General features: G+C 47.6%; 25 protein-coding genes. 14 read left to right on the forward strand and 11 right to left on the reverse strand.

Going from position 1 to position 21,290, the window contains the following annotated elements; all coding sequences use genetic code 11:
• Positions 1-86 precede the first annotated feature (86 nt).
• Complete coding sequence (locus tag AYO36_RS05945) at positions 87-644, forward strand: ribonuclease FAU-1 family protein (RefSeq protein WP_064299751.1); 558 nt, start codon at positions 87-89, stop codon at positions 642-644.
• 17 nt (positions 645-661) lie between these two features.
• Here AYO36_RS05945 and AYO36_RS05950 read toward each other — a convergent pair whose 3' ends face one another.
• Positions 662-1,873, reverse strand: coding sequence for an MFS transporter (locus AYO36_RS05950; RefSeq protein WP_064299752.1), 1,212 nt, complete (start codon positions 1,871-1,873; stop codon positions 662-664).
• Positions 1,874-2,003: 130 nt separating this feature from the next.
• On the opposite strand from AYO36_RS05950, the gene AYO36_RS05955 reads away from it, so the two are divergent.
• From AYO36_RS05955 to AYO36_RS05975, 5 genes are all read left to right on the forward strand, one after another.
• Positions 2,004-2,573, forward strand: coding sequence for a GNAT family N-acetyltransferase (locus AYO36_RS05955; RefSeq protein ID WP_064299753.1), 570 nt, complete (start codon positions 2,004-2,006; stop codon positions 2,571-2,573).
• Positions 2,574-2,576: 3 nt separating this feature from the next.
• Positions 2,577-3,200 (forward strand): zinc dependent phospholipase C family protein, encoded by a 624-nt coding sequence (locus AYO36_RS05960; RefSeq protein WP_064299754.1) that lies wholly within the window; start codon positions 2,577-2,579, stop codon positions 3,198-3,200.
• A gap of 531 nt (positions 3,201-3,731) precedes the next feature.
• The gene (locus tag AYO36_RS05965) at positions 3,732-3,950 is read left to right on the forward strand and encodes an AbrB/MazE/SpoVT family DNA-binding domain-containing protein (protein ID WP_064299755.1); all 219 of its coding nucleotides are present in this window, start codon (positions 3,732-3,734) and stop codon (positions 3,948-3,950) included.
• A 20-nt stretch (positions 3,951-3,970) separates the two neighbouring features.
• Positions 3,971-4,471: a cation:proton antiporter regulatory subunit gene (locus tag AYO36_RS05970; RefSeq protein ID WP_029341865.1), complete on the forward strand. Its 501-nt coding sequence runs from the start codon at positions 3,971-3,973 to the stop codon at positions 4,469-4,471.
• Positions 4,472-4,474: 3 nt separating this feature from the next.
• The gene (locus AYO36_RS05975; protein ID WP_023468483.1) at positions 4,475-5,695 is read left to right on the forward strand and encodes a cation:proton antiporter; all 1,221 of its coding nucleotides are present in this window, start codon (positions 4,475-4,477) and stop codon (positions 5,693-5,695) included.
• A gap of 50 nt (positions 5,696-5,745) precedes the next feature.
• On the opposite strand, the gene AYO36_RS05980 is transcribed toward AYO36_RS05975, so the two are convergent.
• On the reverse strand, positions 5,746-6,270 hold the full coding sequence (locus tag AYO36_RS05980; RefSeq protein WP_064299756.1) for a dihydrofolate reductase family protein: 525 nt from the start codon (positions 6,268-6,270) through the stop codon (positions 5,746-5,748).
• An 83-nt stretch (positions 6,271-6,353) separates the two neighbouring features.
• On the opposite strand from AYO36_RS05980, the gene AYO36_RS05985 reads away from it, so the two are divergent.
• Both AYO36_RS05985 and AYO36_RS05990 read left to right on the forward strand, forming a co-directional pair.
• Positions 6,354-7,262: a helix-turn-helix transcriptional regulator gene (locus AYO36_RS05985; protein WP_064299757.1), complete on the forward strand. Its 909-nt coding sequence runs from the start codon at positions 6,354-6,356 to the stop codon at positions 7,260-7,262.
• Between the two features lie 56 nt (positions 7,263-7,318).
• Positions 7,319-9,334 (forward strand): Na+/H+ antiporter, encoded by a 2,016-nt coding sequence (locus AYO36_RS05990; RefSeq protein ID WP_064299758.1) that lies wholly within the window; start codon positions 7,319-7,321, stop codon positions 9,332-9,334.
• Between the two features lie 92 nt (positions 9,335-9,426).
• Here the strand turns inward: AYO36_RS05990 and AYO36_RS05995 are convergent, their stop codons facing one another.
• Both AYO36_RS05995 and AYO36_RS06000 read right to left on the reverse strand, forming a co-directional pair.
• A complete protein-coding gene (locus tag AYO36_RS05995; RefSeq protein ID WP_064299759.1) occupies positions 9,427-9,870 on the reverse strand; it encodes an NUDIX hydrolase in 444 nt (147 codons plus the stop codon).
• Between the two features lie 156 nt (positions 9,871-10,026).
• The gene (locus tag AYO36_RS06000) at positions 10,027-11,442 is read right to left on the reverse strand and encodes an NAD-dependent succinate-semialdehyde dehydrogenase (RefSeq protein WP_064299760.1); all 1,416 of its coding nucleotides are present in this window, start codon (positions 11,440-11,442) and stop codon (positions 10,027-10,029) included.
• A gap of 193 nt (positions 11,443-11,635) precedes the next feature.
• Between AYO36_RS06000 and AYO36_RS06005 the strand changes: the two genes are divergently transcribed.
• Entirely contained in the window at positions 11,636-12,883 is a 1,248-nt protein-coding gene (locus AYO36_RS06005) for a polysaccharide deacetylase family protein (RefSeq protein ID WP_231884653.1), read from the forward strand.
• 17 nt (positions 12,884-12,900) lie between these two features.
• Here AYO36_RS06005 and AYO36_RS06010 read toward each other — a convergent pair whose 3' ends face one another.
• From AYO36_RS06010 to AYO36_RS06020, 3 genes are all read right to left on the reverse strand, one after another.
• Positions 12,901-13,926, reverse strand: a complete 1,026-nt coding sequence (locus AYO36_RS06010; protein ID WP_064299762.1) for a phosphotransferase — start codon at positions 13,924-13,926, stop codon at positions 12,901-12,903.
• 26 nt (positions 13,927-13,952) lie between these two features.
• On the reverse strand, positions 13,953-14,750 hold the full coding sequence (locus AYO36_RS06015) for an SDR family NAD(P)-dependent oxidoreductase (protein ID WP_064299763.1): 798 nt from the start codon (positions 14,748-14,750) through the stop codon (positions 13,953-13,955).
• Between the two features lie 62 nt (positions 14,751-14,812).
• A complete protein-coding gene (locus tag AYO36_RS06020) occupies positions 14,813-15,580 on the reverse strand; it encodes an SDR family NAD(P)-dependent oxidoreductase (RefSeq protein WP_064299764.1) in 768 nt (255 codons plus the stop codon).
• A gap of 118 nt (positions 15,581-15,698) precedes the next feature.
• Between AYO36_RS06020 and AYO36_RS06025 the strand changes: the two genes are divergently transcribed.
• Positions 15,699-16,328, forward strand: coding sequence for a hypothetical protein (locus AYO36_RS06025; protein ID WP_064299765.1), 630 nt, complete (start codon positions 15,699-15,701; stop codon positions 16,326-16,328).
• Here AYO36_RS06025 and AYO36_RS06030 read toward each other — a convergent pair.
• Positions 16,316-17,170, reverse strand: a complete 855-nt coding sequence (locus AYO36_RS06030; protein ID WP_035397093.1) for a LysR family transcriptional regulator — start codon at positions 17,168-17,170, stop codon at positions 16,316-16,318. The genes AYO36_RS06025 and AYO36_RS06030 overlap by 13 nt on opposite strands.
• A 136-nt stretch (positions 17,171-17,306) precedes the next feature.
• Between AYO36_RS06030 and AYO36_RS06035 the strand changes: the two genes are divergently transcribed.
• The 3 genes from AYO36_RS06035 to AYO36_RS06045 are packed head-to-tail and all read left to right on the forward strand — an operon-like array spanning position 17,307 to position 18,569.
• Positions 17,307-17,672, forward strand: coding sequence for an ArsR/SmtB family transcription factor (locus AYO36_RS06035; protein WP_064299766.1), 366 nt, complete (start codon positions 17,307-17,309; stop codon positions 17,670-17,672).
• A complete protein-coding gene (locus tag AYO36_RS06040) occupies positions 17,644-18,150 on the forward strand; it encodes an SRPBCC family protein (protein WP_064299767.1) in 507 nt (168 codons plus the stop codon). Before AYO36_RS06035 ends, AYO36_RS06040 begins: the two co-directional genes overlap by 29 nt.
• Before the next feature lie 17 nt (positions 18,151-18,167).
• Entirely contained in the window at positions 18,168-18,569 is a 402-nt protein-coding gene (locus AYO36_RS06045) for a DUF4362 domain-containing protein (protein ID WP_035407642.1), read from the forward strand.
• A gap of 48 nt (positions 18,570-18,617) precedes the next feature.
• Here AYO36_RS06045 and AYO36_RS06050 read toward each other — a convergent pair whose 3' ends face one another.
• A complete protein-coding gene (locus tag AYO36_RS06050; RefSeq protein WP_064299768.1) occupies positions 18,618-19,253 on the reverse strand; it encodes a homing endonuclease associated repeat-containing protein in 636 nt (211 codons plus the stop codon).
• 183 nt (positions 19,254-19,436) lie between these two features.
• Here AYO36_RS06050 and AYO36_RS06055 point away from each other — a divergent pair, with 183 nt between their 5' ends.
• Positions 19,437-20,147, forward strand: a complete 711-nt coding sequence (locus AYO36_RS06055; protein ID WP_064299769.1) for a class I SAM-dependent methyltransferase — start codon at positions 19,437-19,439, stop codon at positions 20,145-20,147.
• Here the strand turns inward: AYO36_RS06055 and AYO36_RS06060 are convergent.
• The gene (locus AYO36_RS06060; RefSeq protein ID WP_064299770.1) at positions 20,136-20,903 is read right to left on the reverse strand and encodes a nucleotidyltransferase domain-containing protein; all 768 of its coding nucleotides are present in this window, start codon (positions 20,901-20,903) and stop codon (positions 20,136-20,138) included. The genes AYO36_RS06055 and AYO36_RS06060 overlap by 12 nt on opposite strands.
• A 15-nt stretch (positions 20,904-20,918) precedes the next feature.
• Positions 20,919-21,275 carry a hypothetical protein gene (locus tag AYO36_RS06065; protein WP_064299771.1) on the reverse strand — a complete coding sequence of 119 codons (357 nt, stop codon included), beginning with the start codon at positions 21,273-21,275 and terminating at the stop codon, positions 20,919-20,921.
• Positions 21,276-21,290: the final 15 nt, after the last annotated feature.

Consider the following 21,290-nt stretch of genomic DNA (forward strand, 5'->3'; position numbering starts at 1 on the left):
AAAAATCCGTTGCCTCTTTTTTTAAAGAATTAGAATGAAAAAGAAGTGGGGTATGGCACACTAAGGAAAAAACGGAGGACCGGTAAATGATTAAAAAACGCTATGCCAATCGACGTGACTGGCGTCGCATCACACAGCGACACTATGTGCAAGAACAGGTCGAAAATGAACTGTTCAAAGGACATGTGACACTTCTTCAACTGATTGAAGTCGCTTCACCGTTAGATGTCCGTTATGGTGACGAAACGATTCGAATCGCTGACGCTGGTTATGTCTGGGTACAACAGTTCCCAAGCGATGCCCATCATGCCGTGACCTCGATGTTTGACGCCACAGGTCAGTTGGTACAAACCTATATCGATATCTGTCTTCGTACCGGAGTGGAGGACGGACGTATATACTGGGAGGATCTGTTTCTCGATCTGATCGCCTTGCCGTCGGGACAAGTCTTATTAGTCGATGCGGATGAACTAGAAGCAGCACGGGAGCAAGGGGACGTCTCACAAGCGGAATACGCGCTCGCTTTAGCGGAAGCAAAACAACTGCAAAAACAACTACAAGACGGAACTTTTCCGCTCGTCGCACACGTTGAAGTAATGAAAGAACGGTTAGAATTGCAACTCAAACAGGGAACACCGCGTTGACGGGGTTCCCTGTTTTTTTAGGCATGTCGTTCTTCGTTGATCTCGTTCGTTGCGAAATACTGTTGCTTGCGCGGGAGGAGAACCAATCCAAGGAAACAGATCGTCACGATCACGAGGAGACCGGCAAATAGAATCGTACTGAAACGAATCGACCAGATGTCACCGAGCAGACCGATGCCGACGATTGCTAGAATCTGTAGCAGACTGACGCCGACACCGTATAGACTCGTAAAGCGTCCCATTAAGTGGAGTGGAATATTCGTCTGTTGGAACGTTAGGAAACCGGTCCCCGCAAATGCGTGGAAACAACCGAGCAACAAGAAACCGATACAGACGATTGAAAATGAATTCGCACTTGCATACAGCATGTAACCGACAGCGACAAATACATAGCCAATCGTCAGCATCGTCCGAACGGAGAGTGTTTTAGCATAGCGGGCGACGACCCAGCTGCCGGCGACGGAACCAATCCCAGTCAGGCTCATCAGTAAACCGTAATCGGTTTCCGATAAGCCGATGCTCCGCTGTAAAAAGACGACTTCTTGTGTATCAAGCGCAAGTGTCGCGATCATCATCAACATCGCGAGGATATACAATCCCGTCACGTAGCGTGCGCTTTTGCTAAACTGATAGACAAGCCGCCAATCGGATATAATGTCTTGCAGCCGCATCCCTCGTTCGACCGAACCAGTAAAACGCGGCAAGCGCATCAGCAGGACAGCTGATCCGAGAAACGAGATGGCGTTGAGCCAAATAGCAACGTCTGCAGAAGCAACATAGAGCAGTCCTCCAGCGAGAGCAGGACCAATCAAAAAAGCACCAGACGTGATCAGACTACGATAGGCATTAAATGACGTCCGGTCGTTTTGTGGAACAAGCGTCGTGATGTAGGTCAACGTTGCCGGTTCGACGACCGCTTTGATGATAGCTAAGGCGATCAAGTCGATGTAAAGCAATGATAATGGTAGAAATGGCATGATACCGATTAAGAAAGCACGTAACAAATCAGTCTGAATCAACAGTCGACGTAAGTCGGATCGATCGACCCAACTTCCCGCGAACGACTTGATGACGAGAGCGACGACCGGACTGATGACCCAAAGCGCAGCAACGGCTGACGCTGAGCCGGTCAAGCGATAGATGTAAACGTTGATCGCAACGAGATAAATGAAGTCACCAAACTGTGAAATACCGAGCGCACTCAAGAGTGTTCGTTCCCGAGAAGACATGACAGCATCCTTTCTTACATCATTTTCCAATAGTATACCAGAAAATTCTGATAACGTTTTCGTATATCTCTATACTTTTTGTAGTAGAGTGGGTATACTTGGAAAAAATCAAGGGAAGAAGGGTTCGATCATGTTAACGACCATCGATTTATATCAAGCTTTGCCTATACTTGAAACGGAACGACTCCGTTTGCGACCAGTTCGCATGGAAGATGCACCAGATATCTATGCCTACACGAAAGATGAAGAGACGGCGCGATATGTCAGCTGGCATGCGCATAAAAGCCTCACGGACTCTGAGCAATTCGTCGAACATATCCTTCGTCAATACGAACAAGGAAATCCGGCACCTTGGGCAATCGAAGACAAAACGAGCGGACGAGTCATCGGAACGATTGATTTCATCAAAGTCTCGTTTGAGCAACAGCAAGCAGAACTCGGTTATGCGCTGTCGCGCGATTACTGGGGGAAGGGTTTGATGCCGGAAGCAGCAGCGCGTCTCGTACAGTACGGTTTTGAGACACTCGGACTCGAGCGCATTCAAGCCCGTTGTTTTGTTGCGAATGATGGATCAGCTCGTGTCATGGAAAAAATCGGCATGACGTTCGAAGGAACCTCGCGGAGTGCTTTATTCGTTAAAGAGCGTTTCTGGGACTTAAAAATTTATGCGATCACGCGTAGCGATTACGAAGGGAAGTAAGAGATGGGTTCACGACTGATGCATGCCTACATCGGAAAACGATTGATTACGTTACTTTCGGAACTAGACCCCGCTCGATTTCTTCTCGGTGCGGTCGCTCCTGATGCATGCTATGACGAGAAGGAGCAAGCCCACTATTATACGGGTGAATTAGCGAGCGGAACACGAGCGATTGACTACGAAGCGTTTTGGAGAGACTCGACGTCTTGGGATCCATCTTTTCGAAGTGGCTACTACGTCCATCTGATAGCGGACGATATTTGGTTACGCGGTTTTTACATGAGTTGGTTACGGCAAGCGATCATAGCTGACGTCTCGATCGGTTCAAGGTATCATGATGACTTCAGGCGGTACAATACACGCATTGCTCCGTTCGTGAACTGGAATGAACAAGCGATCAACGGAGCGCTTCATGAAGTGAGTGTGCAGTCGAGGTGGAAAGCACTTCCGCATTTCATTAGAGAGGTAGAAGAGGACCAACGAACCGTTCTGCCACAAGAATATGATATCTTGTTGCCGTGTCAATTGGATGGATACATCGAAACAGCGATTGAACGGTCCATCCATCACTTAGGTGAAAAAGGGCTAAAGATTGATCCAGCCAAAGAATCATTTCTGAATCATTGAAATGATCCATCTGACGATTCCGAATAATATGTAACAGCATCCGTTCAGTAGACCAAACCAAATGATACTTAATAAATTTCCTAAACCTGTGAACCAGTCCGTAAATGGTGTGAGGAATAAAAAGAATACGATAACGGTCGAACTGACAGAAAGAAAGAATGAAGAAAAAAATTGCTAAACCAGCGATTATAGAAGAAATAAGTCGCTTATAGATAAGATAGATCGCTGCCACGTTCAACGATAAAATATAGACCACGAACGCAATTGAAAACCATTGCGACATAAAATCACCTCCGAATAACAATAGGACGAAGAACGCATCCATTTAGATTAGGATGCGTTTTTCTATGTTTATTGTAAGATGTCTTGAAAATAATCATATGAATTCGGTTGAACAAAAAGAAAATCGATTTTTAAATTTTAATTCAAAGCAAAACACTCGGAATAAGTTTAAAACTGTGTTACACTGAAAATAAGAAAAGTAAGGAAGTAAGGAATACAAGAAAAAACACAGAAAGAAGGAAGTTCGTGATGGAGCTATCAAAGTTAACGTCAAAAGGACAGATCACCATCCCCAAAAAAATTCGGCAGGCCTTGCAATTGGAGGAAGGAGATCGCGTGGCATTCATTGAGGAGGACGGGTTTGTCATCATGGCGAAAGCGGATTTGAAACAGCTGCATGACCTTCAAGATATATTGAGTGATGAGGCATTCAAGACACTCATCCACAAAGCAAATCATCATTTGTAAAAAAAAGGAGGAAATAACAGATGGATATGCGCGAAGTAGATTTACCAGGAATCGGACGGAAGTTCGAAGGCATCACGACACGAGGAGATAAGGTGGTCGTCATCGTCCATGATGATGGACGACGCGAGATGCATCACTACGATGACGATGATTTTGATGAGAGCATCTCGAGCGTGACGTTCAATGATGCAGAAGCCCGTCAGATGGCAGGAATTCTCGGAGGACTATCTTATAAGCCAAAGGATCTCGAAAAAATCGAACTCGCATTTGATGATCTCGTCATTGAATGGTTTAAAGTCGGTCAGGATTCAAAGGTCAACAATCGAACGATCGGTGAACTCGATGTTCGTAACCATTACGATATTTCAATCATTGCGGTGCTCAAGCATGACCGTTCAAAATCGCTCAATCCAGGACCGGATACACGCCTTGAAGCCGGTGATACGATCGTCTTATCTGGAGAACGTCAAAACATCCGTCACATCACGAAAGCATTATTCTCAATCGAAGGAGGCGGATAATATATGGATCATCTCATATTTGAAGTCGGTACCGCGCTTATCTTAGTGGCGATCGCGGCAGTGCTCGCGAACAGACTCAATTTCTCGATCATCCCGTTTCTAATCATTCTCGGGATGATTGTTGGACCGCACGCTCCGACAATCGGGATACTAGACTTCAAGTTCATTGAAAGTGCTGAGTTCATCAGTTTCCTCGGACGAATCGGTGTCCTGTTCCTCTTATTCTATCTCGGACTCGAGTTTTCGATCGGTAAGTTGATCCGGTCCGGAAAATCGATTGTCACGAGTGGAACGATTTATTTATCGATTAACTTTACCGGTGGTCTCTTATACGGATTCATCGCCGGATTCCCACTCTATGAAGTACTCGTCATCGCCGGAATCATTACGATCTCCTCGAGTGCGATCGTGGCGAAAGTCCTCGTTGATCTCCGCCGGACCGGTAACACGGAGACGGAATTGATTCTTGGAATCATCATGTTTGAGGACATTTTCCTCGCGGTCTACTTGTCGGTCTTATCGGGACTTCTTCTCGGCGGTGGGACGACGTTACTTGCGTCCCTTACCTCAATCTTGATCGCCCTCGGCTATATGTTGCTGTTCTTCATCGTCGCTCGGAAAGCAACACCGCTTTTGAATAAGATGCTAAAGATCGCCTCGGACGAAGTCTTCATCATCGTCGTCTTTGCTGCCTTGTTCTTCATCGCCGGATTCTCGGAAACAATTCATGTTGCGGAAGCGATCGGGGCGTTGTTACTCGGTCTCGTCTTCTCAGAAACCGACCAAGGTGAGCGGATCGAACATCTCGTCGTACCATTCCGTGATTTCTTCGGTGCGATCTTCTTCTTCAGTTTCGGATTGAGCATCGATCCGACGATGTTACTTGACGCCGTCTGGCTCGCACTCGGTGCCGTCGTCATCACGATCATCGGGAACTACGTGGCTGGTATGATTGCTGGACGTAAAGCAGGCTTGTCACACAAAGCATCCTCAAACATCGGCTTGACGATCGTCTCGCGCGGGGAGTTCTCGATCATCGTCGCGAATCTCGGAATCGCCGGTGGATTGATGGATATCTTGTCACCATTCTCTGCTTTATATGTCTTGATTCTCGCCATTCTCGGACCGTTGATGACGAAGGAATCAAAACGGATTTACAACGTCATGAATAAAATCTTCAAGTGGACGGAACCAAAAGCGAAAAAGACGAAGAAAAATGCCTGACTGATATAAACGAACAACCGGTTCGCTTTCCCGAACCGGTTGTTGTTGTTTTAAGTCAAGACTTCATACGTCGCCATCAGGAATTGTCCCGAATGGCGACTTGCTGTCAAACGAAGATTCGTTTCATTCGTCCCTTCCGGAAACAGCGGGATGCCTGTTCCGAGGATGACAGGGGCGATCGCCAGTTCAATCGAGCGGATGCGTTTTAAGCGCAACGCTTCTTGAATCAATTCGCCACCACCGACAAGCCAGACGTTACCTTCGATCGTTGGCGTGATCCGGTCAAGCAGTTGATCGAGCGGTTCATTAGTATAGGTGACCGTCTCAGACGTTCGTTGCGTTCGACTATAGATATAACTCGGAATATCTGCGTAAGGGTATGTCTCGCTGAGTTGCAGGACCTCATCATATGTTTTTCGTCCCATGATGACGGCACCGACTTGATCATAGAACGCTTGATAACCATTATCCCCGTCTCCGGCAACGGCAAATAACCAGTCAAGTGAACCATCGAGTCTGGCAATTTTCCCATCAAGACTGCAAGCGATATAAAGAACGGTCGTAGGTTGTGACATCCATAATTCCTCCTTTTGCATCGTGTGACTTCATCTTAGCGTATAATGACGACAAAAGATGTCGTCATTTAAGGAGGAACTGTATGAATACGAGACAATGGCGTTTAGTACGCTTGTTAAACCGGGGCGAACACTTCTCTGCACGGATGCTCGCGGAAGAATGTCAGGTGTCGATCCGGACGATTCAACGAGACATGACGGTACTTGAAGCAAATGGTTATCCAATCTACAGCGAACCTGGCGTGACAGGGGGTTACCGGATGTTGCCGCACCGGAACATGCCGCCACTCGTTTTGACGGATGAAGAGACGATTGTCTTCTTCATCCTTCTGGAATGGATTAGTCAGATTCCTGATTTTCCATTCGGAACGATTCGTCAGGAAGTCGCTGAACGTTATGCGAACGAGTTACCGAAGATGACGGAGCAACAGATCGTAAAATGGAAAGACCGCTTTCGTTTTCAAATGGTCGATACACCACCGTCGCCGCAAAATCCTGCATTACTCGACTTGTTAGAGAGCGGACGGATGGGGAATATTCTCTATGAGACGACAAAAGGTCGACGCATGATCGTCGTAGATCCGATTGGTTTATCGTTCGAACAGAATCGCTGGTACTTCTATGGACAGACGAATCGAGGGTATCGCCAGTTCCGTGTCGATCGGATTAAAGACGTAACGCTCCATGAGTTGCCGGCAACGGAGTTAACCTTTTCAGATTTGGAGCAGGGTACGGCACACATACCGATGACGACGGTGAAACTGGAAGTATCAGCATTAGGCGAACGTTTGCTAGAGGGGATTTTACCAATTCAGTCGGAACGAACATGGTTGGTTCCGGAAACTGAACTGCCGTATCTCGGACGCCAATTGATGCGGCTGGGTCCGGAAGTTCGAGTCCTTGAACCACTCGAACTCCGGGAGCAGTTGATTCGTCAAGCAGAAGAAATGATTGCTGTGCAACGGTCCGATAAGGCGCTCGGACAGGATTGATTAAAAAACTATGTTAGGATATAGGTAGAAAGAAACAATAGAGGAAGGGGTCTTCCATGGAAACACTATCATTGATTTTATTGATGCTTGCGCTTATTTTATTGACGCAAGTCATCGGACATTACATCCGTTTCATCCCAACGGCTTTGATTCAAATCATTGCCGGAACCGTTGCTGCCCTTTTGATGAGTGGCTTTACGATTGAGGTCGAATCCGAGTGGTTCCTCCTCTTATTCATCGCACCGTTACTTTATAACGATAGTTCTCACTTCCCACGAGAAGATTTATGGCGGATGCGGACAGCGATCTTTGGGAACGCAATCATCCTCGTCTTGTTGACGACGATCGTCGGAGGGTACTTCATCAACTGGTTGATTCCGGTCATTCCAGTCGCTGCTGCGTTTGCTTTAGCTGCGATTTTATCGCCGACTGATCCGATTGCCGTCAACGGGATTGCGAAACGTGTCCAGATTCCAGAACAGATTCTGACGCTCGTCCGTGGAGAATCGCTGATCAATGACGCATCGGGACTCGTTGCGTTCAGTTATGCGGTCGCTGCTGTCGTCACAGGGTATTTCTCGCTTCAAAGCGCAACGACTGAGTTCTTCTACATGTTCATCGTCGGAGCATTGATCGGATTGACGATTTCACTCGCGATGAACTTTCTCAAGGTTCGCTTGCGTCGCGCCGGCATTGAAGATGTTGTCTTTTATGCCTTATTGCAAATTTTAACGCCGTTCATCATCTTCTTCATCGCCGAAGAAGGGTTTCACGCGTCAGGCGTCATCGCCGTCGTGACAGGTGGTATCTTGCATGCCTTGATCAAAGAACGGACGGAAACGTTCTTTGCACAAGAGCAGACGTTGACGGATAACATCTGGACGATGATTGCGTATACGTTAAACGGGATTATCTTCTTATTGCTCGGTTTGACGTTGCCGGAAGCGACACGCGAGATTTTTGCAGATGATGCGATCAACAACTGGCGTCTCATGCTATATGTCATCGAAATCGGTTCATTCATTCTCGCGATCCGTCTCGTCTGGACGATGTTCTTCAATTGGTTCGATCATCGGTTCTTTAAAAAAGAGGACCGCGATCATCGTCGACCGTCCTTCAAACAAGATTTAATCACGACACTGGTCGGGGTTCGCGGAACGATCACGATGGTCGGGGTCTTGTCATTACCGTTCTTGACGGAGTCCGGCGAAGCCTTCCCGGAACGCTCATTGATCATCTTCCTTGCAGCGGGTGTCATCATCTATACACTCGTTCTCGCAACGATTCTCTTACCGGTCTTGAACCGGGGAGAAGCGGCTACACCAATCGCACTCGACCTGAATGCCCAAAAACAACGGATGATTCGCCGTGCAATCTCAGAAATCAAACAAGTGACGGACGAAGACAATGCGGTCGTTGCGTTTGATCTCCTTAATGAGTATCATGTCATGCTTCGGTTACTTCGGGCACAGGAAAAAAGTCAGGAAGAGCTCGATCAATTCAATGATCAATTGAAAGCACTGCGACTGGAAGCCGTCCAGTGGGAAAAGGAAGAATCAAAACGTTTCGTCGCTGAGCACAAGGTGCCGGATCTGTTGAAGAAGGATGTCTTCCGCTCGATCGAAAACCGTCGTAAGGCGATCGGCAAGGATTCGCGTTTCCAAATCGTCCAACCGATTCGAAAATTGTGGTGGAAGCGGAAACGATCGAACATGTCGTCTGACGCGTTGATTCAAATGACACAAGTCGAGCATGAACTGTATGAAAAGGTAATGGGCACAGTGATCGAACGTCTCGAGAATTGCCGCTCATCGTACCCACCAGACGTCGTTCAAAGTGTGCTGGAATTCTATAAACGACTTCGCTTCAAACATACGCGTTGGTCGTCACCAATCGGTGGCAAGGACGTCGATCAGCAAAAAGAAGAACTTTGCTTGAAAGCTATCGAAGTTCAGCGTCTTGAAATCGCGAATATGTCGAAAGAAGGGGATCTCTCGAACGAAGAGGAGAAGGAATTACGTCGCTTCATTCACTACATCGAGAGTGTCGTTCTCTACGAATACGTTGAATAACGACTAGGCTGCTCGTTTGTCACAACGGATAGTATTTAAAAGGTGCACGTTTCTCTGAATAAGAGAACTGTGCACCTTTTGTTTGACTCGATTTAAATCATTTCTAGCGTCTTTTGGACTGCGTAGCGTTGATGTGCGTGGAATAAGCCTTCTATAGCAGAAACGGGATCAATCCATATTAGATGATGATCGTCTTCGATTGGGTCATATATGTTCTGCCCAGCATCGCAACGATAGAACTGCCCTTCGTTTAAATAATATGTCGTTTCATTTTGTGAATAGAAATATTGATTGGCTCGTCCGATGAAATCAACCACCGTAACATCTATTCCGGTTTCTTCTAATACCTCTCTTTTAAGACAGTCTTCATGCGTCTCATAGGTCTCGATACCGCCACCCGGAAGAAACAACTTACCGTCCTTTTTTTGAATGACGGCGATTTTACCTGTTTGATGGTCGAGTATGACCGCATAAACAGCAGGTCTTGTGATGTAGCGTTGATTCTGTTTTTTCTGTCCGAAGGTGATGACATTCATTCTTCCATCGCTCCTTTCCATAAAATCGTTCGATGTCAATCATACCTTAAATTTCGTATGCAAGTATGAGCCGTACAAAAACCCCTCATTTCGTTTTAGAAATGAGGGGTTTCCTAATAGTGACGATCGTTTGCTTCAAACAAATCGTCTAATGGATTAACCGAGCGACAAGTATTTGACTTCGAGATAATCTTCGATGCCGTAGACGCCACCTTCACGTCCAAGACCACTCTCTTTGTAGCCACCAAATGGGGCTTGTGCTGCAGATGGCGCACCATCGTTCAGACCGACGATCCCGTATTCGAGTCGTTTTCCGAGCATCAATGCTTCATCGATGCGTTCAGAGAACGCGTAAGCCGCAAGTCCGTATGGTGTGTTGTTCGCCCGTTCGATGACTTCATCAAGCGTCTCAAAGACAGAGATCGGTGCGAGCGGACCAAACGTCTCTTCCTGCATGCAAAGCATGTCTTCTGTGACATTCGAAAGCACGGTCGGAGTGACGAAGTAGCCGACAGATTCGTCAATCGTACCACCAGTCAGGATCGTTGCCCCTTTTGCGACAGCGTCATCTATGTGTGCTTTGACTTTTACGACGGCTTTCGCATTGATTAATGGACCAACTGTCGAGTCAGCGTCCATCCCGTTACCGACTTGCAGTTGTTTGACGGCTGCTGTGAATTTTTCCGTGAATGCGTCAAGAACAGACGCTTGCACGTAGAAGCGGTTCGTCGCGACACACGCTTGTCCACCATTTCGGAATTTAGAGCGCATCGCGCCTTCGACGGCTTTATCGAGATCCGCATTTTCCGTGACGATGAAGGGTGCGTGACCACCGAGTTCAAGTGATAGTTTTTTCATCGTATCGGCTGCTTGACGCATGATCAATTTCCCGACGGCTGTTGAACCTGTGAACGTGATCTTCCGGACGCGAGAATCGGCTTGCCAGACGCCACTGATCGTTGCCGCGTCACCTGTTAGGACGTTGATGACACCTTTAGGGATACCTGCTTCTTCTGCTAATTCAACGAGACGAAGTGCCGTAAACGGTGTTTCTTCCGATGGTTTAAGGACAATCGTACAACCCGCTGCAAGAGCCGGTGCAAGTTTACGTGTGATCATCGCTGCCGGGAAGTTCCATGGTGTGATCGCTGCGACGACACCGACTGGTTCTTTTTCGACGAAGAGTCGTTTTCCTGGAACAGAAGCCGGAATCGTTTCACCGTAAATCCGGCGTGCTTCTTCAGCGTACCAACGGACGTATTGATTGCCGTAATCGACTTCACCGAGTGCTTCGACGTACGGCTTTCCTTGTTCTGTCGTCATGATCCGAGCGAGTTCCTCACGGTGTTCGTTGATCAAGCGATACCAGGCATCGACTAAATTCGCGCGTGTGTCTGCTGTTTCATTTGACCACTTGACGAATGCTTCGCTCGCTGCGTCAACGGAACGTTGTGCGTCTTCCGCTGAACTTGCAGGAACATGTCCGAGCAGTTCTTTCGTTGCTGGGTCGTAGACCGGAATCGTTTCTGTCGTATCGTACCATTCACCATTAATTAAGTTCTTTTCAATCATCTTGTTGCACCTCCGTGAATTTCATTACGTCCTTTATTAAACACCTCAAGACGAGTGAGCGGAAGTTCCGCTTTGGATGGACAGTCATAACGAAACGGAATGACTCAAAAAAGTAGTTAATCGACTGAACAATCGGGAACAGTTAGAATAGAGGGGAATGAAAACGTCAAAATTGATGAAGGAGTCGAAAAACATGAGACGGAACTGGATCATTGGCGGTGTGGCGCTGAGTCTGCTACTAAGTGGATGTGGGGAAAGCGAAGTCAGCGAGAAAAAGTCGGAAAAAACACGAGAGACACAGCAAAAAAGACAAGCTTCGCAACAGGCATACATAGAAAAGACGATACAGCGTGCTGATCGTTACGCTGCCCAGTACGATTATGACCGGGCGATCAAAGTGTTGAAACCCGTCCGCGCAAAAGAGACGAAACAGAGGGAAGAGGAATACGAACAGAAAAAGCAGGCGCTCCTGCCTGTGACGAAACCTGTGCCACATCTCTTTTTTCATTCATTGATTTCTGATCCAAACCAAGCATTTGATGGCGACCGGAAGGAAGCAGGATACGATGATTACATGGTGACACAACAGGAGTTCGAACGGATTTTAGATGCGTTGTACAAAAACAACTACGTACTCGTCCGACCAACAGATTTAGCAAAAGAGGTGAACGGGAAGATCGTCGAGACACCCATCCGTTTACCAAAAGGAAAACACCCGCTCGTGCTTTCGCAGGACGACGTCAATTATTACGAATACATGAAAGGCGATGGATTTGCGAAGAATTTAAAAGTGAAGGATGGCAAAATCGTCAACACGATGGTCGGAAAACCGGATGGTGCTTATGATCTCGTACCGATCATCGATGCGTTCGTCCAGTCTCATCCTGACTTTTCCTATAAAGGAGCAAAAGGGTTGCTCGGTATTACAGGTTATAATGGGGTGCTCGGGTATCGTTCCTCCTACAACCAGTACGGACACAATAAACAGGTCGAAACGGCACGAAAACAAGCGAAACAGACCGCCGTCGCATTAAAAAAGGATGGCTGGCAGTTCGCGAGTCATACGTACGGACATATTTGGGTCGGGAAAGAATCAGTCACGACGATTCGCGCGGATCTTAAACGCTACAAACAGGACGTTGCCCCGCTGATCGGAAAAACGACGCAACTGATTTATCCATATGGAAGTGATGTCGGGGATTGGCATGATTATTCGGGTGAGAAATATCGTTTGCTCATCGATAGCGGGTTCCGTTATTTCTTCAATGTTGATGCGAGTCAACATGCGTGGAAACAAGTTGGACCCGACTACTTCCGCCAAGCCCGGATCAACGTTGATGGGATTCGTCTACGTCAAGCCGTTGCTGGAAAGACGAGCATACTCGATCCATTCTTTGATGCGGAAGAAATCTTTGATCCAGCGCGACCGGAACGGAAGTGACATGGTCCTTCGATTGATCAACTAGCTAGTAGTGAGAGGAGAGCTTTTCCTCTTTGACGGTAACGTTCTAGGTGATTGCTCAATTCCTCGTTTGAAACGATAGAATCAGATAAAAGATTAAATGTTTGTCGAACAAAATGAAAATTGAAACAACCCGAAAGCCAGAGTAACGATTTAAGTCGAACAAAATCATTGTGATCAAAAATATTCATGTCATAGTTTCCTAAAATCGTTTGCGCTAGTTCAGGGGACACGCTAAAAGAATGAATCCCTTCATTACGTGCGTACCATTTAAGGATCCATGCGAGGTCTTGTATACGATCAGAGTAACCGATATGCTCATGATCAACGATTCCGACGATATGATCGTTCTTCCATAATATATTTAGTGCATTGAGGTCTGTTGATAAAACAGGTAGCACATCGTTCTTCGATCTGCTTTGTGCCTGATAGATATGGAACTGGACGAGATCGAGATAGTGATCTAACCTTTGTTGTTCTATTGAGGTGATGACAGTATCCACCTTTGATAAATCATGATGCCATTTTTGATAGGCAACGGTATGGTCAACGACCGGAAAAGAAAATTGCGAATCGACCGGTATATCATGTAGTTGCCTGAGCAACGCACCCATTTTTGACGCTGATGATTTAGTTTGTGCAGTAATATGTGTGCCGTCTATCCAATCAAAGAGGACACAGCGCCATGCTTGACCAGCATCATCCTGAATCATTGAAAATGTATTTGAGTCAGTTGTCGGTTGAACGCGTTTCATGAAGGGGAGTCCGTGTGCACGTATCCTATCAGTTGCGTATAATTGCTGATTCAAATCAGATGCAGAGGCAAGTTCTGTCTCAGAACTATATCGATCATCCGCAAGAAGGCGTAAAGAATAAGCGTTACTATTACAGATTATTCGATAATGTTTGTCACCATGAATTCCGAAAGTCGATAAAGAGATTGAATGATCTAGAGCAGAATCATATGAAATCCCAAATCGTGATAAAGCGAGCGAAATCAATTGATTATCTTCAGGACACATAGTTTACACTCCTCTAACGGTATAGGTCAAAACGGTAGTGGCTGCGTCCCGTCCTGATCCGTAAAGTGATAGGTTTTCGCGAGATCGGCAACGAAGACGGCTTGTCCAGAATAACGGCTAACGGCGTCATCCGCCAACAGCGCTGTAACGGCTCGTCCGATATAGGTCGTCGATTCAGTCGCAGCACTCGCGAATCCAGCATCGACGACCCTTTCCGTCCGCATGAAACCGGGGCAGAGCGCGATGACAGAAATGGTCGTCTGAGCTAACTCCTGCGCCATGACGTGTGTCATTCGATTAATCGTTTGCATCGCCAAATCATAATAAAGATTTCCAGCCACCTGATCTGGAGTGAATGACGTCAAATTGATGACGAGCGCAGCTGGACTCTGTTGCAACAAGGGCATCGCAGCCCGAATCGTCCACAAATACGCTTTTGGTCCGGCAGACATCATCGCGTCCCAATGTTCCGGTGGTCGCTCCCAAAACCGTCGTCCAGTTCCAGACGGTAAGTGGCTTTCCGAACCACCGAACACACAATTGACGAGGAGATCAATTCGACCATGTTGGTGCTGGATCTGCTGAATCAGACGATCGATGTCCGTTTGATTCGTATGGTCACAAACGACGGGAATGCCAAGTCCGCCGCGTACTGTGACGCCAGCAGCCGTCTCTTCGATCGTCTCTCTACGGTTGTCCGTTGTCTGGTCGTTCGTACTCCGTCCCGTGACGTAGACAATCGTTCCAGCGTCACCCAAGGCATAAGCGATGCCACGTCCGGCACCACGCGAGGCGCCAGCGACGAGTGCAATACGTTTTGACATGATGAAGCTCCTTTCAGATACGAGAAGACGGATGGGCAGATGCGCATCTGTCTTCTTCTGTCTTAAAAACCTTTAATCGTCATCCCACCATCGACATAAAGCGTTTGTCCGGTCACGTAACGGGCTGCAGCAGACGATAAGAAGACAGCTGGTCCAACCAGTTCTTCTAATTCACCGACCCGACCGAGCGGTGTCACGTCAACGATCTCTTGCAGGTATGTAGGATCTTTCAGTAATGGTTCCGTTAATGGTGTCTTAAAATACCACGGTCCGATCGCATTGACACGAATATTTTGTGGTCCCCATTCAAGCGCCAGTACTTTCGTCATCTGAATCATTGCCGCTTTTGTCGTCGCATACACGACACCGGTCCGTAAGGCGACGTGACCAGCAACCGAGGCGATGTTCAGAATGCTTCCACCTGTCTCCTGCATCCGTTTCCCAATTTCTTGAGCAAAGAAGAAGGCGGATTTCAGATTAGTCTGTTGGATCGTTTCCCACTCGTCTTCCGTCACATCGAGTGCCTTCGAGCGAATGTTCATTCCAGCGTTGTTGACGAGCCCATCAATCTGCGGTACTTGTTCGTAGACACGAGCTACCGTCTCGACGACTTGTTTCCGGTCAGTGATGTCGCACGGGAAGATGTAAGCCGTTCGACCGAGTCGTTCGATTTCTTGTGCCGTCTCCTTCAAATCCCGTTCCGTCCGGGCGACGAGAATGATGTTAGCACCGGCTTCTGCCATCCCGATGGCGAGCGCGCGTCCGATGCCTCGTCCAGCTCCAGTGATAAGAAATGTCTGATCGGTTAACGAAAAACTTGGAAGATACATGATGTCACGTCCTTTTATTGAGAGTCACCACTTACTCTAATGAAAAATTGACTGAAAAGAAAGAAAAATCACTCCATAGTAAAGTGGAGATGGTAAAATATTGAAAAGGAGGGATGAGATGAAGCGTGGTTTAGTTGTGACATTATGTATAGCACTCGTGAGCCTTGCTGCGATTCAACTAGTCGGTACAGAAGTCTATCGTTATTTCTTTTATGATCCGGCAACCTATCAAGCCCGATTTATGGTTGATGAAGGCGGAAAGGAAGAAGGAAAACCGACCAAGCAAAAAATGGACATCCAAAGCGGGGGATTTGCGGATAAGGATGTATTAGGAGTTGTTACCTTTTACGGTGTCGTCGGTCTTGTCATACTACTGACTGTCCTCTTCAGTGTACGTTACTTCTTGAAGCGTTTGCGAAAACGACGCAGACGAGAGACTGTAATCGACGATTTAATGGACCCGCCGCCGGTGTTTTCCCCATATCGTTTGACACGACAAACACTTGTTGGTGAAGAATCAGAGTCAGAGATTCGCCGTCTGTTACAAACGTTCGATCGAAAACTGACACGACAAAAACGCCGCCGCTCCGAAGAGACGGTCGGCGAATGGTTACAACGAATTGATGTCACGCTCGATCCATCGATCTATCATCTCGTCCGGTACGGTGAGACACCGGACTCGGCGATTTCACAAGATCAGGTCGATGTTCTGAGACATGAACTACAAGTGCACCTTCAGCGCGACTGACCGAGTAAATCAAGCAGAATCGCATGATGAGAGGCGTCCCGTGAGACGAGCGACAATTCGCGGACGACATCAAACCCATCAACCGGTAACGTCTTGATTTCTGGGGATAGTCCGTCTTGGAAAATCTCCGGCAACAGGGCAATACCGAGCCCTGCACGGATGAAACCGAGGACGCTTGAACCGAATTCCATCTCGTTTTCTGCTTGGTAGACAGCACCTCGCTCGATGAACGCGTCCTTTAGGATGTTCGTCGAATCGCAATCGATCGGAAGCGACAAGAAAGAGGCGTCACGAATTTGCTCAAACGCCACAGACGTACAGCCTGTGAATCGTTCATCGTCTTGATGGACATAAAGTAAAAAGTTCTCCGTATACAAATGGGTCGTATGATACGGATGGACATGGTGACGATCGTCGAGTAAGACAGCATCGTATCGGCGTTCTTCAAGACCTTGCATCAAATCGATCGTCGTATGCGCCGTCTTTAATTTGAGATCCGGTGCCGTCGCTTGTCGTGAGACATGACGGGGGAGATACGTCATCGCGACGCTTGGCCATGATCCGAGCGTCAACGTCGTCCGTTCGTCAATCGTACCAATCCGTCGTTTCATCTGATCGATCCGGTCAAGCAGTTCACGGCTCTCTTCAAAGACGATTTCGCCAGCTGTCGTCAACGTGACACCATGTGCCGAGCGGTGCAACAACGAGACGTCGAGTGCACTCTCAAGACTTTTGATTTGTTTACTTAACGCCGGTTGCGTCATATGCAGTACTTCGCTTGCTTTCGTCAGGCTACCGGTCTCCGCGGTGACGAGGAATGCTTCCATCCATTCGGTCTTCATTGGTTCACGCTCTTTTCATACAGGTTCTCTTGAACGTACGCCATTTGAACGCATCTGACAATCATTTTGCATTTTTTATATTCTTAGTTTGGAATATTCTAAATTGGGAATATATAAAATAAAGAGGTGAACGGATATGAACGAGCGGATACCAATACGATTCTCAGCTCTCGGAGACGCGACACGGATCCAACTCATCGAAGCGTTACGAAATGGTCCTCGCTCCGTCAATGAGTTGGCTGAACAACTACACTTACGTCAACCGCAAACCTCGAAGCATTTAAAGCTGTTGCTTGACGCGGAACTAATCACTGTCGAACGGCAGGCGAATCGTCGCTTGTATAGCCTTCGCCCAGAAGCGTTTCGAGAGCTCGTCATGTGGAGCAACTCGCTTGCACAAATGGAAGCCCGCATGCATCGTCTAGATGCACATTTGAAGCAGATTCAGTCGAACGTGAAGGGAGACGGGACGAATGAAAAAGGAATTGAAGACTTCGATTGAGGGAAAGACGCTACGAATGGAATGGACGTGCGAGGCGCCACGAAATAGCGTCTTTGCCGCATTCACGGAAAAAGAGCAACTCGAAGCGTGGTGGGGACCGGAAGGCTGGGAGACGACGATCGAGACGTTTGAGTTTCAACCGGGTGGCGTATGGCATTATTGCATGCGCTGTGTTGATCCGGCGCAAGGTGACTTTTACGGCATGGAGTCGTGGGGAAAAGCGATTTTCAGACACATCGATGCTCCGAACACGTATAGTCATGCCGATTATTTCTCGGACGCGTCAGGGGCGATCTCTGAACATTTACCAGGAAGCGAGAATGTCACGACATTCCTCGACCACGGGGAGACGACGTTGATCGTCTTCGAGTCGACCTATGAGACAGAAGCAGCTGTGCAAGAAGTACTCGGTATGGGGATGAAGGAAGGCTTTACGTCGCAACTGTATCGCCTTGATCGCTTATTAACGAAACGTTGAGAAGGAGTCGGTGAAGAATGCGGAAGCTTGGTCTTATAGTATGTCTGCTTTGTTTAGCCGGTTGCGGAAAATATACGATGGAAGAGGCGAAGGAGAATGGCGACATCATCGTCCAGAAGGATGTTACGAACAGTGACCGATTCGAGTCCTTTTTAAAGAACTCAACGCAAGGCAAATCAGATCAGATCCGCATCACGGCGTTTACGACTGAAGGCGACCCGGTATTGTATGACGTCAAGTATGATGGCAAGTCGTATCACTACACGTCTGATTCATCGCGTGATCAATTCGGTACAACAGACGATGATCGTAAAAACGAAGTCTGTCGACAGCTCGAGGTGAAGGAACAGTCGGTCTATACGTTACGTCAATGCGCTGAAGGAGCGGATCATGAGCTTTTACGATTGCCAAAACAATAATCAAAAAGGATCGTGTCCCGTCGAATCAATCAGCGGGCACGATCCTTTTTATTCGCTGTCGAGCCGACGTAAGGCTTCGCGCCAACTGGAGAAGCGTTCAATCAACAATGTCAGTGAAGGTGCTTGGTGCGCACGCGCCCACTTGGCATATTGCTGACTCGTCAGAAGCGGTCCATGTGTGGCAGCAGCTTGTTGAAGAGCGTCTAAGCAGTCTTGATCGGTGAAGAAGCCGTTCGAGGTGAGATCGAAGTGTGCCAAGGCATTTTTCCAGGTGCCGAACCGACGAATGATCGTATTCGCACTCAGCATTTCTGGGTGTAGATCCCGCAATTCCGTGTAGGAGCGAATCGTCATGTTCGTTCCTTTTTGTGCGACATAAAAAGCGACGCTCTCTTCGATCGACCACCGCTTCGTTCGCTTGACCGCAGCGGGACGGTTCAACGTCATGCGTTCTTTCGTCGATAAATGGGAAGTCTTGACGATTCCAGCTTGTTCTAACAAGTGTGCCCACGAACCGAATCGGGCATTGATTTCTTCAAGCGAAGGGTAAGGAAGTTGAGCTGCTAACTTTTGATAATGGGTAGCTTTCATAGGTGAATGGTGCATTTGATGAAGACCTTGAATCAAGCGGATGATCTTCTCATCCGTTGCTAAGGTGGAAGTGGAAGTCGGATGTTGACGCATGCAAGATATCTCCCTTTTGAATGGTTGTTTCAATTAAAGGCTAGTGTAGCATGAGGGATTGCGAGAACATACTAACAATATCGTAAGGTAAGAAAAATAGCGCATTTTTATCCAGGAAATACAGGTAAATCAGAGCTGAAACACGAATACAATATTATAGAAGAAAAGAGGGGGAACTGATCAATGACAGAAACACAGACGATTGATACGATGGAGGATATTTTAAAGATGCTCGACGCACGATTGCGTGAACCAGAACCGTTTTGGGACAAGTTCTATGAAGATCGGACGAAACCGGTCCCGTTTTTTAAGAACATTCCGGACGAGAACTTAGTTCGCTACGTCGAAGAGGGCTGGCTCTCGCCTGGTGACGCATTAGATCTCGGAACAGGACCGGGTCGAAATGCGATCTATCTCGCAACACACGGTTTCTCGGTGACGGGACTGGATCTCTCAGCAACCGCGTTAGACTGGGCAACGGAACAAGCACAACAGACTGGAGCGCACGTTGCGTTTCGAAAGCAAGATTTTCTAGAGACGACCGAACAGAATACATATGATTTCATTTACGATTCCGGCTGTTTTCATCATATGGCGCCACATCGACGTGTGACTTATGTGACGCGACTGAAGGAGATGCTGCGCCCAGGAGGATACTTCGGATTGACGTGTTTTGTTGCGGGCGGTCCGCTTGGCGGGGCGACGTTGACGGACTGGGAGGTCTATCAAGAAAACAGTCTCCAAGGCGGACTCGGCTATACGAAAGAGCGGTTACTGGCCATATTCGATGCATTCGACGTCATCGAACTAACGGAAATGAAACACGTCGACAATCCAGAGGCATTATTTGGTCATGCTGGACTGTGGACTGGTTTGTTTCAATTAAAGGATTGATTCGTCCGACATCCGAGACGCGAACCAGTCTACAAAGTAGTGGACATCCTCTGGCGAAACGATTTGTTCTGTATCGTAAGCGGCGAACAGTGACAAAAAGCGCGGTTCATCAGGGAAATAATGAAGCAGGATCGAGCGGAGTGTCTCTAGGTCATGCACGAAGCTTTGATCTTCCTCTAAGATGAGGTGATAGGCGCTCCGAACAATCCGCTTCACGATCGAATCCGAATCAAGCAAGGTGACTTGCCCTTTCTCTAGACGTGATAGATCAGACCTCAACTGCTCGCATACCCCATTGTTTAACGCAAAGCCAAGAGCGCGTGTCGGACGAAGGGGCGGAAATCGACTTTGGAGATTTTCGCCTGCCAAAAACAAGTTGACGGATTTCAACCATACGCCCCAGGGAAGAACTTCATCATCCCGTATGACGTCGCCAAGCAGACCGATGTCATAATCGATTTTGGTTACGAATGGATAGTCCTTCAACCAGTCTTCCGTCCGTTCATCTAACTGCATGTGTTCTTCTTCCGTCAACGGCTCTGTCAAAATCAGTGTAAAATCGAGGTCGGATTCAAAGGGACGCGCCGTTCCTTTGGCGACGCTGCCATACAAGTACACGCCATGAAACGCGGATAAGGTTTGTACATAGGCGACGACGTCCTGAATCGCGGCACGATAACGGACAGGAATCGCTTCAGCGGAAGTTGGATTGTGGATGTAGCCATTTTTCGTGCCCAATGTCGTTGGATACTGCATCTGTCTTCCTCCTCCTCATCCTTCAGGAATGGATTGATAGCGATACCACTTCTTGTTTCGCTGCACATATATAAACATCGTATCATCTTTTTCTTGATAGATGACCGTACCGCTCTTATGACGAGTTGCCATGCCGTCCTCGAGCGTCTTTTCGGGTGCTATTTTTTGAACACGTGGACCAGGAGTCAAGAAAAGATCGGAGACGGTTACGACCTGATCTAGTCGATACACGCGATCGTTCAAGCGGATGACGTCTTGATCTTGTTCAATGAATTCCGCCGCGATGAGGTCTGTCGTTGTCATCGTCGTCTCCGCTAAGCATCCACTGAGAAAAAGAATGACCAATACGATAGTAGCTAACACTTTTTTCATGAAAATACCTCTTTC

This window comes from Exiguobacterium sp. KKBO11 (assembly GCF_001644945.1).
GTDB classification, from domain to species: domain Bacteria; phylum Bacillota; class Bacilli; order Exiguobacteriales; family Exiguobacteriaceae; genus Exiguobacterium_A; species Exiguobacterium_A abrahamii.